The sequence below is a fragment of the Microbacterium sp. MTN4-26 genome, from assembly GCF_042846595.1.
Taxonomy (GTDB): Bacteria; Actinomycetota; Actinomycetes; order Actinomycetales; family Microbacteriaceae; genus Microbacterium; species Microbacterium luteum.
Genome location: NZ_BTGO01000004.1, coordinates 127746 through 142186, shown reverse-complemented (window position 1 = coordinate 142186; position 14441 = coordinate 127746). Strand labels below are relative to the sequence as shown.

The window sequence follows — 14441 nt, the reverse complement described above, 5'->3', positions numbered from 1 at the left end:
GACTTGCGCGAAGCCGCCGTTCGCGATCCGTTTACGCTGGTCCAATGACCACGACGGCTGCCGCGCTGCTCGCGCTCCTGGTCGGCTCCCTCATCGGCGCAGGCATCGCCGTCGTCATCTTCCTCTCCCTGCGTGCGCGTGACCGGGCTCAGGCCCACTCCTCCCGCGCGGTTCCGGACGGGATCCGCGAAGTGCTGCACGGCATGGAGGATCCCGCCGCGATCGTCGACGCCTCGTCGACCGTGCTCGCCGCGTCGTCGGCCGCGGCGCCGTACGGCATCGTCGAGGCCGCGGCGCTCGGCAGCGACGACCTGCGACGCGTGGCGAGGAAGGCGCGCGATGCCGCGAGCGTGACCGCCGAGACGCTCCGGCTGATGCGCGGCGCCCCGCCGGCCGAGTCGCGCCTCGTGACCGTGCGAGCCACGCGGGTGTCACCGCGCCTCACCCTCATCGTCCTGCGCGACATCACCGAGCGCGAGCGGGTGGAGCAGATGCGCCGCGACTTCGTGGCGAACACCAGCCACGAGCTGAAGACGCCGGTGGGGGCGGTGAGTCTGCTCGCCGAGGCCATCGAGTCGGCGGCCGACGACCCGGAGCAGGTGCGGGTGTTCGCGTCCCGGCTCACCGCGGAGGCCCAGCGCCTGGCGTCGCTCACCTCGCGCATCATGAATCTGTCGCGCCTGCAGGCCAGCGATGAGCTCAGCGAGATGCGCGATGTCGCCGTCGACGAAGTGCTCACCTCGGCGATCGAGTCCAGCATGATCCAGGCGGCGGCATCCGGGGTCGAGATCGTGCGGGGCGGCGACCGCGAGCTGTTCGTGCGCGGCGATGCGCAAGTGCTCTCCGAGGCCCTCAGCAACCTGATCGTCAACGCCGTCGCCTACTCGCCGCACGGGAGCAAGGTCGGGGTCGGGGTCAAACGCGTCGACGATGTCGTGGAGGTCGCCGTCACCGATCGCGGCATCGGCATCCCGGAGGCCGATCAGCAGCGCATCTTCGAGCGCTTCTACCGCACCGACCAGGCGCGCTCGCGCCGCACGGGCGGGACCGGTCTCGGCCTGTCGATCGTCAAGCATGCGGTCCAGCGGCACGGCGGAGAGGTGCGGCTGTGGTCGCGCCCCGGACGGGGTTCGACCTTCACCATCCGCCTGCCGCTGGTCGACGCGCCGCTCGACACCGCGACGGGCAAGCGCAAGAAGAAAAAGAAGAAGGACAAGATGAAGGCTCCCTTGAACGGAGAAATCCGATGACCCGCGTTCTCATCGTCGAAGACGAGCCCGACCTCGCCGACCCGCTCGCCTACCTGCTGCGGCGCGAGGGATACGAGGTCGAGACCGCCGAAGACGGCGCGCTCGCGCTGGCGGCGTTCCGTGAGCGGGGCGCGGACATCATCCTCCTGGACCTCATGCTGCCCGGCATGCCCGGCACCGAGGTGTGCCGCCAGGTGCGCACCGCCTCGCAGGTGCCGATCATCATGCTCACCGCCAAGGACTCCGAAGTCGACATCGTGGTGGGACTCGAGCTCGGGGCCGACGACTACGTCACGAAGCCGTACTCGACCCGGGAGCTGCTGGCCCGCATGCGCGCGGTGCTCCGCCGCAACGCGCAGGCCGAGGCCGACCTCGAAGACCACATCCTCGAGGGCGGCCGCGTGACGCTCGACATCGATCGCCACACCGTCTCGGTCGACGGCAGCGAGATCAGCATGCCCCTGAAGGAGTTCGAGCTGCTCGAGGTGCTCATGCGCAACGCGGGTCGCGTGCTGACCCGCGGTCAGCTGATCGATCGCGTCTGGGGCACGGACTACTTCGGCGACACCAAGACCCTCGACGTGCACATCAAGCGCATCCGCTCGCGCATCGAGCAGAGCCCGAGCGATCCCACGATGCTCGTGACCGTGCGCGGTCTGGGCTACCGCTTCGAGGCCTGAGCCCGACAACGACGAAGGCCCCGGAGGAGATCGAGATCTGCTCCGGGGCCTTCACCGCTTCGCGGCGCGGGTGGTCAGGGGACGAGCGGCGCGAGGTAGTCCTGTTCGCCGTCGAGGACCGGCACGGGCACGACGGTCGTCTCGCCGTCGCCCGACTGGAACGACATCGGGATGTCGGTGCCCGGCATCGCTCCGCCGAGGTCTTCGATCAGCAGCGGCTCGGTCTCATCGGACCCGAGGCTGATGACCGTGTTCGCGGGGACGCGGATCGTCGCGGTGCCCACCGACCCGGCGTCGCCGATGTCGATGCGGAGCGTCTCGGCGCTGTCGGTGCCGTTGACGACCGCGGCGACGAGGTTGCCTTGCTCGCCGTCGTCGGTGACCACGAGCACGTTTCGCACCTGCAGGGGACCGGAGGTGTCGGGGACCATCATCCCGTCACCCGGCGAGTACTGGATGGTCGTCGCCTGCGTGGAGATCATGCTGCAGCCGGTCGCCCCCAGGACGACGGCCGCGCCGAGCGTCAGAGACGCCAGTCGCCGCGCAGCGGTGCGGTTGTTCGAGATCACGGATCCTCCCGGGACGGATGACGGCATCGTCTCCGATTCTAGGGTGTCGCCGACACGGGTGCCGACCGGCGCCGTGACGGGCCGCCGCCCGCGGTGGAGAACCTTAGCGTATGTCGCCTGTGGTATTCTGGAGGTTGCCGAAGGGACATAACTCCATGCTTTTTGAGGTTGGCGAAACCGTCGTTTACCCCCACCACGGAGCGGCGACCATCATCGAGGTCAAAGACCGTGTGATCAGGGGCGAGACGAAGAAATACCTGAAGCTCAACGTCACCCAGGGGGATCTGGTCATCGAGGTTCCGGCGGAGAACGTCGACCTCGTCGGCGTCCGCGACGTGATCGGCAAGGAAGGCCTCGACAAGGTCTTCGAGGTTCTGCGCGCCCCCTTCACCGAGGAGCCCACCAACTGGTCCCGCCGTTACAAGGCGAACCTCGAGAAGCTCGCTTCCGGTGACGTCATCAAGGTGAGCGAGGTCGTCCGCGACCTGTGGCGCCGCGATCAGGACCGCGGGCTCTCCGCCGGCGAGAAGCGCATGCTCGCGAAGGCCAAGCAGATCCTGATCTCGGAGCTCGCCCTGGCCGAGAAGACCGACGAGGACAAGGCGAGCGTCATGCTCGACGAGGTGCTCGCGAGCTGATCTCCCCGGATGCCGTGAGCATCACACCCGTTCCCCGCGTCGCCGTCGTCGTCGTCGCGGCCGGCGCAGGCACCCGACTGGGCGCCGGCGGACCGAAGGCGCTCGTCGGCATCGACGAGCATTCGCTGCTGCGGCACTGCCTCGCCGGTGTGTTCCGCGCCGCCGCGGCGCAGGTGGTCGTCGTCGCCCCCGCCGGGCGGGAGGGCGACGCGCTGACCGAGGCGATCGAGGCGGCAGGCGAGCGGCGCGACCTCGTCACCGTCGTGACGGGAGGGGGCTCGCGCCAGGAGTCGGTGCGCGCGGGTCTGGCCGCCCTGTGGGGTGATGTCCGGTACGTGCTCGTGCATGATGCGGCGCGCGCGCTCACGCCGCCCGATGTCTTCGCGCGCGTGATCGCCGGTCTCGAAGCCGGCGCCGACGGCGTCATCCCGGTGCTGCCGGTGATCGACACGATCAAACGCGTCGAAGACCGAGCCGTCGTCGGGGCGGTGGACCGTTCCGAACTGTCCGCGGCGCAAACGCCGCAGGGTTTCCGCCGAGACGTGCTGGATGCCGCCTATCGCGCCGTCACGCGCGAGCACACCGACGATGCCGCGCTCATGGCCGAGGCGGGGCACGACGTGTCGGTCGTGGCCGGCGACCCGCTCGCGTTCAAGATCACCACGCCGGCCGACCTCGAGCGCGCCCGTCATCTCGTCGCGGCGGATCCGCTCCCGGTGCGCCACGCGACGCTCACCCCGACCGGCGGAGCGCCGAGCGTCGGCGTGGGCACGGACGTTCACGCCTTCGCGACGAGCGGCGACCTCCGTCTCGCGGGCCTGTCGTGGCCGGGGGAACCGGCCCTGGCGGGGCACTCCGACGGGGATGCGGTGGCACACGCCATCGTCGACGCCCTGTTGTCGGCGGCGGGTCTGGGAGACATCGGAACCCACTTCGGCACGGGCCGCCCGGAGTACGGCGGCGCGCACGGCGAGGTCTTCCTCACGCGCACGGTGGGCCTTCTCGGGGAGGCCGGCTGGCGCGTCGGAAACGTCGCGGTGCAGATCCAGGCGAACCGCCCGCGCTTCTCGCCGCGGCGGCTCGAGGCCGAGAGCGCGCTCTCGGCGGCTCTCGGCGGGGCGCCGGTCTCGGTGTCGGCCACGACGACCGACGGCCTCGGGTTCACGGGGCGCGGCGAAGGGGTGGCGGTCACCGCCGTCGCGCTGGTGCTGCCCGCCTGAACGGGAGCCGTCAGCCTTCGACGGCGAACGGCTCGGGATCGCGCGGAGTGCGCGCTCCCCACGCCAGCAGGGCCAGCCCCGCCCCGAGAACCCCGAGGCCGAGGAGAGCGACGGTCGGCAGGCGTTCGCCGAGCGCGACGACGCCGAGAAGGGTCGCCGTCAGCGGCTCACCCAGCGTGAGCGTCGCAGCCGTCGCGGCGGTGAGGCCGCTCAGTCCCCAGGTGAAGACGGTGTAGGCGACGGCGATCGTCGCCACCCCCAGCCACGCCGTCATGGCGATGCCCGCGGGGTCGGCCAGCCACGTCAGGTCGACGAACGGCAGCGCTCCGAGGGCCAGCACGCCGGAGCCGGCGCCCATCGCCCCGACGACGAGGAACGGATCCCACCCGGCGTCGAGCAGGCGGCGCTGGGAGACGGCGATCACGGCGAAGCTGGCGCCGGCGCCGAGCGACCCCGCGAGGCCGGCCGGGTCGGTGCCGGCCTCCCCGCCGCCGGCGAACCCGAGCATCACGACACCGGCGGTGGCGAGCGCGGTCGCGCCGATCCACGTCGCGGTCGGGCGGCGACGGGTGAGCATCCATTCGGCGACACCGGCGAGGACCGGCGCCGACCCCAGGGCGACCACCGTTCCCACCGCCACGCCGTTGCGTGCGGTGCCGAGGAAGAACAGCGGCTGGTAGACGGCCAGCGCGACGGCGGTCAGGGCCATCAGGGCGAGAGCCCACGGTGTCGCCCGAGGTCGCGGTGTCGGCGACCGCCGCGCTCGACGGGCGGCGAGGGGGAAGGTGATCGCGGCGATGGCGATTCCGCCCACGATCAGCCGCATCACGCCGACCGACAGCGGCGTGGTCCCGTCGGGGCCGAGCACCTGCGCGGTGCCGGTGGTGCCGAACAGCATCGCGGCGACCAGGACGGCGAGAACGTGCAGCACCACACCGTTCTACCCCACCTCAGTGCGCCGCCTCCCGGGGCGGCCGCTCGGCGCGCCGCGGGTAGGCTGGGCGGGTGACTCTCCGGCTCTACGACACCAAGGCGCAGCTCCTGCGCGACTTCGTGCCGATCGATCCCGCGAACGTCACCGTGTACGTCTGCGGCCCCACCGTGCAGTCGGGGCCCCACCTGGGGCATCTGCGCGGCGCGTTGAGCTTCGACATCCTTCGCCGCTGGCTCGCCCACCGGTACGACCGCGTGACCTTCGTGCGCAACGTCACCGACATCGACGACAAGGTGCTCGAGAAGGCCGTCGACGGCGAGCCGTGGTGGGCGCTGGCCTACCGCATGGAGCAGGAGTTCAGCCGCGCCTACGCGGCGATCGGCATCCTCCCGCCCACCTACGAACCGCGGGCGACCGGCTCCATCCCGCAGATGATCTCGCTGATCTCGCGACTGATCGATCGCGGTCACGCCTACGCCGCGGCGGGCGACGTCTATTTCGACGTGCGCTCCTGGGCCGCCTACGGAGACCTGACGCATCAGAAGGTCGACGCGATGGAGACCGCGGCCGACGCGGATCCGCGCGGCAAGCGCGATCCCCACGACTTCGCCCTCTGGAAGGGCGCGAAGCCGGGGGAGCCGGCCAGCGCGTCGTGGGATTCGCCCTGGGGCGCGGGGCGCCCGGGCTGGCACATCGAGTGCTCCGCGATGTCGCGCCGCTACCTCGGCGGCGACTTCGACATCCACGGCGGCGGCCTCGATCTGCGCTTCCCGCACCACGAGAACGAGCTGGCCCAGTCCACCGCCGCCGGCGACGGCTTCGCCCGGTACTGGGTGCACAACGGCCTCGTGACCGTCGGCGACCAGAAGATGTCGAAGTCGATCGGCAACGTCCTGCTCGCCGACGAGGTGCTCGCCGACCGTGACCCGCTTGTCGTGCGCTACGCGCTCGCCGGCGCCCACTACCGGTCGAGCCTGGACATCTCCGCGTCGAGCTTCGTCGAGGCCGAGGCCGCGCTCGAGCGCATCCGAGGCTTCCTCGACCGCGCCGTGCGCACGCTGCGCGACGACACGGTCGACCTGCACGTGACGGCCGAGATCCCCGACCGGTTCGCGGCGGCGATGGACGACGACCTCGGCGTGCCGCAGGCGCTCGCCGTGCTGCACGAGACGGTCCGGGCGGGCAACGCGGCACTGGAGGCGGGCGATCGGGATGCGGCGCTGCGCGCCTTCGCCGACGTCGCCGCGATGACCGGCGTGCTCGGCATCGACCCGTTCGATTCGATGTGGCGCAGCGACGCCGGCGACGCGCACGCGACGGCACTCGACGCGCTCGTACAGACGATGATCACGCAGCGGGCCGATGCGCGCGCGACGAAGGACTGGGCCACGGCCGATCGGATCCGCGACGCCGTCGCCGCCGCCGGCATCACCCTGGAAGACACCCCCGATGGAACACACTGGAGCTTGAGCGATGGCTAAGCCAGGACGACCCGGCGCGAGCCGGGGCAAGAAGAAGGGCCCCACGAAGGGGTCCGGCGGACAGAAGCGACGGTCGCTCGAGGGCAAGGGCCCCACGCCCAAGGCGGAGGACCGCGCCTGGCACCCCGCCGGCAAGCGCAAGGCCGCCCAGGACCGCTACGTCGCCGCGGGCGGCAAGGGGCGTCCGGGAGCGAAGCCCCAGGGCTCGAACCCGAACCGCTCCGGCCGCGGATCCTCCGACGACACCGAGACCGTCACCGGGCGCAATTCCGTGCTCGAGGCGCTGCGTGCGCGCATCCCGGCCACGGCGCTCTACGTGGCGCAGCGGGTGGAGATGGACGATCGCGTCAAGGAGATGCTGTCGATCGCCACGAACCGCGAGATCGCGATCCTCGAGGTCACCCGGCCGGAGCTCGACCGCATGGCCGGATTCGACGGCGTGCACCAGGGTGTCGCCCTCAAGGTGCCGCCGTACGAGTACGCGCACCCGCAGGACCTGCTCGAGCAGGTGCTCGACACTGGCGCGACCCCGCTCCTGGTCGCTCTCGACGGGGTGACCGACCCGCGCAACCTCGGGGCCATCATCCGCTCGACCGCCGCGTTCGGCGGTCAGGGGATCATCCTGCCCCAGCGACGCTCGGCCAGTGTCAACTCCGCCGCGTGGAAGACCAGCGCCGGCGCGGCCGCGCGCATCCCGGTCGCTCTCGCGCCGAACCTCACGTCCACGCTCAAGGAGTACAAGAAGCAGGGGGTCTTCGTGCTCGGGCTCGACGGCGGGGGCGACGTGTCGCTGCCGAAGCTCGAACTGGCCGACCGGCCGGTCGTGATCGTCGTCGGCTCCGAGGGCAAGGGGCTCTCCCGCCTGGTGACCGAGACGTGCGACCAGATCGTGTCGATCCCCATCTCCGCGGCGACGGAGTCCCTCAACGCCGGCATCGCGGCATCCGTCGCCCTCTACCAGGTCGCCACCGCCCGCGCCGCCCAGGACTGAGCGCGGCGCCGATCGAAAGGAAGCGCATGTCCCGCATCGCCGTCATCGGAGGGACCGGGTACGCCGGTCGTCACATCGTCGCCGAGGCGGCCCAGCGCGGGCACACGGTGCTGGTCGTCGCCCGCAAGGCCGTCGCCGATCGCGTCGAGCACGCGATGTACCTCGAGGGCAGCATCCTCGATGTGCCGACGCTCGTGACCGAGATGCAGGGCGTCGAGGTCGTGGTCGTCGCCGTCGCCGCCCGCGGTGACATGGCGGGGATGCTGCGACCGGCGGTCGCAGAGCTCGCCGCAGAGCTTCCGCCCGAGGTGAGGCTCGGCGTGATCGGGGGCGCCGGCGGCAGCCGCGTGAGCCCGGACGGACCGCGTCTGGTGCACACCCCGGAGTTCGCCGAGGAGTACAAGCCCGAAGCGCTCGAGGCCCTCGCCATCCTGGAAGACCTCGAGGCGGGCGCGGAACGCGACTGGTTCTACGTGCATCCCGCCGGCGGGTTCGGCCCGTGGAACCCCGGGGAGCGCACGGGATCGTACCGAGACGGCGGGCCCGTGCTCGTGGTCGATCCCGATGGCGAGTCGACGATCTCCGGCGCCGACCTGGCCGTGGCGGTCGTGGATGAGATCGAGCAGCCGCGCCACGCGCGCGAGGCGTTCTCGGTCGGCTACTGACCCTCAGACGAGGTCACGCCAGTCCACCGTGCCGCTGTCGTCGTCGACGGTCGGCAGATCGGCGGTGATCACGGGGAGGGACGTGGTCTCGGTCGGCGGTCCCATGACGGTCGCTTCGTCGCGTCGGTGCCGCAGCACGTCGTCGACGTAGCTCCCCAGTGCTTCGGCGAGCGGCACCGAGCCGCCGCGCGACTGCGAGAGGTACCAGCGGTGCTCGAGCACCTGGTGGTACACCTCGGCGGGCTCGAGCTTCGCGCGCAGGTCGTACGGGATCGCCATCACGACCGGCTCGAAGACGCGCGTCAGCCACTCGTGCGCGACGACCTCCTCGTCGCCTCCGAGGCGTGAGATGCGGGCGCGGAACTCGTCGAGGTCGTTGAGCAGGCGCCGGGCCTGGTTCTCCTCGACGTCGAGACCGGTCAGGCGCAGCAGCCGACGCTGGTGGTGACCGGCATCCACGACCTTGGGCTGAATGGACACCCGCGTGCCGTCGTCGGTGGTGGTGATCGACATCTCGCCGATGTCGAAGCCGAGGGTGTTCAAACGCTGCACGCGCTCGGTGATGCGCCACGATTCGTCGGCGCCGAACGATTCCCGATCGGTGAGGGCCGCCCACAGCGAGTGGTACGACTCGACGATGCCGTCGGCGACGGCGAGGGCGTCGACCCCGCCCTCCAGGCGCCCGCCCGCTTCGAGGTCCATGATCTCGCCGGCGATGTTCGTGCGCGCGACGTCGAGATCGTGCTCGCGCTGACCGCGGGTGAGGCCGGCCTCGTGGAGCTCGCCCGTCTCGGCATCGACGAGGTAGGCGGCGAAGGCGCCGGCGTCGCGGCGGAAGAGGGTGTTCGACAGCGACACGTCGCCCCAGAAGAATCCGACGTTGTGCAGTCGCACCAGAAGGGCGGCGAGGGCATCCACGAGGCGTGTCGCGGTGTCGGGACGCAGGACCTGGGTGAAGAGGGCGCGGTAGGGGAGGGAGAACTTCAGGTGCGCGGTGACGAGGGCGGCCGGAAGCGGCGCGCCGTCGGCGTCGGTGCGGCCCGCGATGACCGCGATGCGCTCCACGCAGGGCGCATCCAGTCGGTGGAGGTTCCCGAGCATGTCGTACTCACGCCGCGCCATCTCCTCGGTCGTCTCCTTGATCGCCACGACACGGCCGGAGAGGCTCGCGAAGCGCACGAGGTGTCGTGAGATGCCCTTGGGGAGGAACACGATCGTGCTCGTGGGCCATTCGGCGAGCGGCGTGGACCAGGGAAGAGCAAGGAGTGCCGGGTCGACGGAGCTGGCGGTGATGGAGAGTGATTCGCGCATGATCCTTCCGAAAACAGTACAGCGCGGGTGGATCCGAGACCCACCCGCGCTGTACGTGCGTCGGTGACTACTCCGAGAGCACGGGAGCGTCGTTGAGGCGCTCGCCCGTCTCGATGTCGAAGGCGTGCACGTGTCCGGCCGTCGCGGCCAGGGTCACGGTCTCACCCGAGTGGGGGTGGTTGCGACCGTCGACGCGGGCGACGATGTCGGTGCGCTTGCCGTTGATGTCGGTGTGCCCGTAGAGGTAGCCGTCTGCACCCAGCTCTTCGACGAGGTCGACGGTGACCGGCAGGCCCTTGCCGTCGGCCGGGCCGACGACGATGTCCTCCGGGCGGACGCCGATCGTGACCTCGCTGCCGTGCGCGCGGCCGACCGTGTCGCGGTCCAGCGGCACGACCTCGGAGCCGAACTGCACGCCACCCTCGGCGAGCGGGGCGGGGAAGAGGTTCATGGCCGGCGAGCCGATGAATCCGGCGACGAACACGTTGTTCGGCCGCTCGTACAGGTCGCGCGGGGTGCCGACCTGCTGCAGGATGCCGTCCTTGAGCACCGCGATGCGGTCACCCATGGTGAGGGCCTCGGTCTGGTCGTGCGTGACGTAGACGGTCGTGACGCCCAGGCGACGCTGCAGCGACGCGATCTGGGTGCGGGTCTGCACGCGCAGCTTCGCGTCGAGGTTCGACAGCGGCTCGTCCATGAGGAACACCTGCGGCTGACGCACGATCGCGCGGCCCATGGCCACACGCTGACGCTGACCACCCGACAGGGCCTTGGGCTTGCGCGTCAGGTACTCCTCGAGGTCGAGCAGCTTGGCGGCTTCCAGCACGCGCTGGGCGCGCTCCTCCTTGCCGACGCCGGCGATCTTGAGCGCGAAGCCCATGTTCTCGGCGACCGTCATGTGCGGGTACAGCGCGTAGTTCTGGAACACCATCGCGATGTCGCGATCCTTCGGCGGCACGTCGGTGACGTCGCGCTCGCCGATGCGGATGGCACCGGAGTTGACCTCTTCGAGGCCGGCGAGCATGCGCAGCGAGGTGGACTTCCCGCAGCCGGAGGGGCCGACGAGAACGAGGAACTCGCCATCGGCGACCTCGAGGTTGAGCTTGTCGACGGCGGGGCGCTGGCCTCCGGGGTACAAGCGGGTTGCGTTGTCGAACGTGACGGACGCCATGGTCTTTCTCCTTCACCGGCAGGTACGTGCCGGACGATCCGTAGTGAATGGAAGCGGGGGCTCTCCCGCACGCCCACCATCGGGCGTGTCTCCAGTATGCCACGCGGCAAAGAACGGGAGGTGTCTGGGCATTTCCCAGGGTCGGTGACTAGCATCGTCCACGCCGCGCTCCCCGAGCGGCGCGCCGGAGCATCACGGCCGACGTTCTCCCACGAGGTTCCATGTCACACGACGAATCGACTCCCGACACCAGTCCCGAAACGACCCCTGGCGACCGCCGCGACGCCGTGCGCGCGAAGGCGAAGCAGGTGCAGCAGCGACAGTCGCGCACCCGTCTGATCCAGCGGGTCTCGCTCGCGACGGTCATCGTGGCGGTGGTGGCCGCCGTCGCCGTCGTGATCACCTGGACGGTCTCCAGCAACGCCTCGCGCCCGATGGCGCAGCCGGCGAACGTCACCGAGGACGGCTTCGAGGTCACCGATGTGACCGGTGTCGGCTCGGTCGGCGCGGAGCCGACCACGACGGAGGTCGACGACGACGCAGCGGGTGAGGAAGAGACCGGTGACGAGAGCGACTCGTCCGGGAACGCCGCGATGTCCGCCCAGGCGGAGCCGGTCGAGACGCCCGAACCGGGCGTCGTCGACATCCGCATCTACGTCGACTACCTCTCCAGCGGCGCGCAGGACTTCCAGGTCGCCAACGTGCAGCAGCTGCAGAAGTGGGTCAGTGAAGACGCCGCGACCCTCAGCTACTACCCGGTCGCGATGCTCACCGCGAAGTCCAACGGCACCAAGTACTCCATCCGTGCCGCGAGCGCCGCCGCGTGCATGGCGCACTACTCGCCCGACGACTTCTTCAAGTTCAACGACACCCTGCTGCGCCAGCAGCCCGAGCTCGACACCGACGGCTACACCGACGTCGAGCTCGCAGACCTCGCTCAGGCCTCCGGCGCGGACGACCCGCAGACGGTTCGCGACTGCATCGTCGAGGAGAAGTTCGCCGCGTGGGCCAAGACCGCCACCGACCGCGCACTCGACGGCATCCCCGACACCGACGACATCTCGCTCACCGGCACGCCCATGGTGCTCGTGAACGGAACGCCGTACGTGGGAGCGCTCGACGACGCCATGGAGTTCGCGCAGTTCGTGCTGACCGTCTCCAGCGACGCCTACTACGAGGCCACCCCGGCTCCCACCCCGAGCCCCACATCGTGAGGCGCGCGTCGGCTGGGTAGACTGGACCCCTTGCCGACTTGGCGCAATTGGTAGCGCACCCGACTTGTAATCGGGCGGTTACGGGTTCGAGTCCCGTAGTCGGCTCCATCTCGGTGCCCTTGGCGTCGACCCCGACGTTGTCATCGGGCGGTTACGGGTTCGAGTCCCGTAGTCGGCTCCATCGGTGCCCTTGGTGTCGACCCCGACGTTGTCATCGGGCGGTTACGGGTTCGAGTCCCGTAGTCGGCTCCATTGGTGCCCTTGGTGTCGACCCCGACGTTGTCATCGGGCGGTTACGGGTTCGAGTCCCGTCCTCGGCTCCATCTCGGGGCGGGCAGGATGGGGGGATGGCCGCCCATCGAACGCTCGCGATGGCGGGTGCCGTGGCGATCGGTGTTCTGACCGCGGTGCAGGCTCGCGTCAACGGCTCTCTCGGAGCGGCGCTGACGGACGGCTTCGTCGCCGCGGCGGTGTCCTTCGGCTCCGGCCTCCTGATCCTCGTCGCTCTCAGCGCCGCCCTGCCCGCCGGGCGCCGGGGCGTCGTGGCGCTGGCGCACGGACTGCGTCTGCGCACGCTGCCGGTGTGGATGCTCGCCGGCGGTCTCGCCGGGGCGTTCAGCGTCGCCACCCAGAGCCTGACCGTGGCCGTGATCGGCGTCTCGCCATTCACCGTGGGCATGGTCGCGGGGCAGGCGGTGAGCGCACTCGTGCTCGACCGGATCGGCTACGGACCGGCGGGTGTCGTCGCCGTGACCGTGTCCCGCGTCGTGGGGGCGGCCATCGCCGTCGCCGCGGTGCTGCTGTCGGTGGTGGGTTCGCCGGTGAACAGCGTGCCGTGGTGGATGCTGCTGCTGCCGTTCCTCGTGGGAGCCGGCATCGCGTGGCAGCAGGCGACGAACGGGCGCCTGCGGCAGCGCGTCGGCTCTGCGCTCACGGCCACGGCGGTGAACTTCGCCGGCGGCACCATCGTCTTGCTCGTCGCGGCAGCCGTGCACGTCGCCATCGTCGGAGCGCCCGCGGCCTTCCCCGCGGAGCCGTGGCTCTACATCGGCGGCGCGTGCGGCGTCGCATACATCTTCATCGGCGCCGCCGTCGTGCCCTACACCGGGGTGCTGCTCATGGGGCTCGGCGCCGTCGTCGGTCAGCTCCTGACGTCGGTCCTGCTCGATGCGCTGTGGCCGACGGCGGCGAGTCCCGGACTGCTCACCGGCCTCGCCGTGTCGGCGGTCGCTCTGCTCGGTGCGGCGATCGCCGTGTTCCCGCGCCGTCGGCGCTGAGGGTCAGCGCGAGCGCTTCTTCCCGGGCATCGACGAGACGAAGGTCGTCGGGTCGATCTCCTTGCCGCGCAGCGGCCTCGACCGCGTCGGCTTGCCGCCGACGTAGAGCCACCCGAGGAGCTCCTCGTTCTTCGTCAGCCCGTGGGCCTTCGCGACCGCCTTGCTCCGCGTCGCGCCGCCGGTGCGCCAGAAGACGCCCCAGCCGGCGTCGTCGAGGGCGAGGCTCAGCATGTGGGCGACACCCGAGGCGACGGCCTCCTGCTCCCAGTGCGGCACCTTGCTCTTGCGGAAGCGCACGACGACGGCGAGCACGAGCGGCGCGCGCAGGGGCTTGGTCGAAACGCCCTTGCGTCCCTCTGCCTTGTTGAGGGCGCGGCCGAGACGTTCGCGTCCGGACCCGCGGATCTCGATGATCCGCCACGGCTTCAGCGACGAGTGGTCGGCCACGCGTCCGGCAGCGGCCACGAGATCGAGCAGTTCGTCGTGGCTGGGAGCCGCGTCGGTGACCTTCGACAGCGAGCGCCGCCGGCGCATCGCCTCGACGACTGTGGTCACGCGTCGTTCTCGGGCGTGAAGTTCATCGAGAGGGAGTTCATGCAGTAACGGTCGCCGGTGGGGGTGCCGAAGCCGTCGGGGAACACGTGACCGAGGTGCGAGCCGCAGGACGCACAGCGCACCTCGGTGCGCTCCATGCCGTGGCTGTTGTCCTCGAGCAGCTGCACCGCGTCGGGGCGGATCGACTCGTAGAAGCTCGGCCAGCCGCAGTGGGAGTCGAACTTGGTGCCGCTCTTGAACAGCTCGGCGCCGCACGCGGCACACGTGTAGAGCCCGGCGCGCTCCTCGTCGAGGAGTTCACCGGTCCAGGGACGCTCGGTGCCGGCCTCGCGCAGCACCTGGTACTGCTCGGGGGTGAGCTCTTCGCGCCACTGCGCGTCGGTCTTGTCGACGGAATAGTCCATGGAGATCTCCTTCCCCTCCATTCAACCGCAGCGCGCCGCATCGGGCGCCGAGTGTGACGATGATGACGCCGACAGCGGACA

15 protein-coding genes and 1 tRNA gene are annotated in these 14441 nt (G+C 70.7%); 10 read left to right on the top strand and 6 right to left on the bottom strand.

Features of this window, described 5'->3' with window-relative positions; all coding sequences use genetic code 11:
• The first annotated feature begins 44 nt into the window (after positions 1 to 44).
• Positions 45 to 1250, top strand: a complete 1206-nt coding sequence (locus ACGG9C_RS04895; RefSeq protein WP_390178341.1) for a sensor histidine kinase — start codon at positions 45 to 47, stop codon at positions 1248 to 1250.
• A complete protein-coding gene (locus ACGG9C_RS04890; RefSeq protein ID WP_390178340.1) occupies positions 1247 to 1930 on the top strand; it encodes a response regulator in 684 nt (227 codons plus the stop codon). The genes ACGG9C_RS04895 and ACGG9C_RS04890 overlap by 4 nt, the downstream gene beginning before the upstream one ends.
• A 74-nt stretch (positions 1931 to 2004) precedes the next feature.
• Here ACGG9C_RS04890 and ACGG9C_RS04885 read toward each other — a convergent pair whose 3' ends face one another.
• The gene (locus ACGG9C_RS04885) at positions 2005 to 2526 is read right to left on the bottom strand and encodes a DNA modification methylase (protein ID WP_390178339.1); all 522 of its coding nucleotides are present in this window, start codon (positions 2524 to 2526) and stop codon (positions 2005 to 2007) included.
• 128 nt (positions 2527 to 2654) lie between these two features.
• Here ACGG9C_RS04885 and ACGG9C_RS04880 point away from each other — a divergent pair, with 128 nt between their 5' ends.
• Together ACGG9C_RS04880 and ispD are read left to right on the top strand one after the other, a co-directional pair.
• The gene (locus ACGG9C_RS04880) at positions 2655 to 3137 is read left to right on the top strand and encodes a CarD family transcriptional regulator (protein WP_390178338.1); all 483 of its coding nucleotides are present in this window, start codon (positions 2655 to 2657) and stop codon (positions 3135 to 3137) included.
• A gap of 14 nt (positions 3138 to 3151) precedes the next feature.
• The gene (gene ispD, locus ACGG9C_RS04875) at positions 3152 to 4357 is read left to right on the top strand and encodes a 2-C-methyl-D-erythritol 4-phosphate cytidylyltransferase (protein WP_390178337.1); all 1206 of its coding nucleotides are present in this window, start codon (positions 3152 to 3154) and stop codon (positions 4355 to 4357) included.
• A 10-nt stretch (positions 4358 to 4367) separates the two neighbouring features.
• Here the strand turns inward: ispD and ACGG9C_RS04870 are convergent, their stop codons facing one another.
• Positions 4368 to 5288, bottom strand: coding sequence for a DMT family transporter (locus ACGG9C_RS04870; protein ID WP_390178336.1), 921 nt, complete (start codon positions 5286 to 5288; stop codon positions 4368 to 4370).
• Positions 5289 to 5362: 74 nt separating this feature from the next.
• On the opposite strand from ACGG9C_RS04870, the gene cysS reads away from it, so the two are divergent.
• From cysS to ACGG9C_RS04855, 3 genes are read left to right on the top strand one after another with little or no spacing between them, the layout of a single operon-like run.
• Positions 5363 to 6772 (top strand): cysteine--tRNA ligase, encoded by a 1410-nt coding sequence (cysS, locus tag ACGG9C_RS04865; protein WP_390178335.1) that lies wholly within the window; start codon positions 5363 to 5365, stop codon positions 6770 to 6772.
• On the top strand, positions 6765 to 7763 hold the full coding sequence (rlmB, locus tag ACGG9C_RS04860) for a 23S rRNA (guanosine(2251)-2'-O)-methyltransferase RlmB (RefSeq protein ID WP_288419415.1): 999 nt from the start codon (positions 6765 to 6767) through the stop codon (positions 7761 to 7763). The genes cysS and rlmB overlap by 8 nt, the downstream gene beginning before the upstream one ends.
• A 26-nt stretch (positions 7764 to 7789) precedes the next feature.
• Positions 7790 to 8428 carry an NAD(P)-dependent oxidoreductase gene (locus ACGG9C_RS04855; RefSeq protein WP_390178334.1) on the top strand — a complete coding sequence of 213 codons (639 nt, stop codon included), beginning with the start codon at positions 7790 to 7792 and terminating at the stop codon, positions 8426 to 8428.
• A gap of 3 nt (positions 8429 to 8431) precedes the next feature.
• Here the strand turns inward: ACGG9C_RS04855 and ACGG9C_RS04850 are convergent, their stop codons facing one another.
• Both ACGG9C_RS04850 and ACGG9C_RS04845 read right to left on the bottom strand, forming a co-directional pair.
• A complete protein-coding gene (locus tag ACGG9C_RS04850; protein ID WP_286795554.1) occupies positions 8432 to 9739 on the bottom strand; it encodes a DUF4032 domain-containing protein in 1308 nt (435 codons plus the stop codon).
• 67 nt (positions 9740 to 9806) lie between these two features.
• Positions 9807 to 10910: an ABC transporter ATP-binding protein gene (locus ACGG9C_RS04845; RefSeq protein WP_286795555.1), complete on the bottom strand. Its 1104-nt coding sequence runs from the start codon at positions 10908 to 10910 to the stop codon at positions 9807 to 9809.
• Positions 10911 to 11131: 221 nt separating this feature from the next.
• Between ACGG9C_RS04845 and ACGG9C_RS04840 the strand changes: the two genes are divergently transcribed.
• The 3 genes from ACGG9C_RS04840 (at position 11132) to ACGG9C_RS04830 (ending at position 13401) form a co-directional block, all read left to right on the top strand.
• Complete coding sequence (locus tag ACGG9C_RS04840) at positions 11132 to 12124, top strand: DsbA family protein (protein WP_390178333.1); 993 nt, start codon at positions 11132 to 11134, stop codon at positions 12122 to 12124.
• 32 nt (positions 12125 to 12156) lie between these two features.
• Positions 12157 to 12232, top strand: a tRNA-Thr gene (locus ACGG9C_RS04835).
• Between the two features lie 239 nt (positions 12233 to 12471).
• Positions 12472 to 13401, top strand: coding sequence for a DMT family transporter (locus tag ACGG9C_RS04830; protein WP_390178332.1), 930 nt, complete (start codon positions 12472 to 12474; stop codon positions 13399 to 13401).
• A gap of 3 nt (positions 13402 to 13404) precedes the next feature.
• Here the strand turns inward: ACGG9C_RS04830 and ACGG9C_RS04825 are convergent, their stop codons facing one another.
• Positions 13405 to 13935: a nitroreductase family protein gene (locus tag ACGG9C_RS04825; RefSeq protein ID WP_286719980.1), complete on the bottom strand. Its 531-nt coding sequence runs from the start codon at positions 13933 to 13935 to the stop codon at positions 13405 to 13407.
• 17 nt (positions 13936 to 13952) lie between these two features.
• A complete protein-coding gene (gene msrB / locus ACGG9C_RS04820) occupies positions 13953 to 14360 on the bottom strand; it encodes a peptide-methionine (R)-S-oxide reductase MsrB (protein ID WP_071044463.1) in 408 nt (135 codons plus the stop codon).
• Positions 14361 to 14441: the final 81 nt, after the last annotated feature.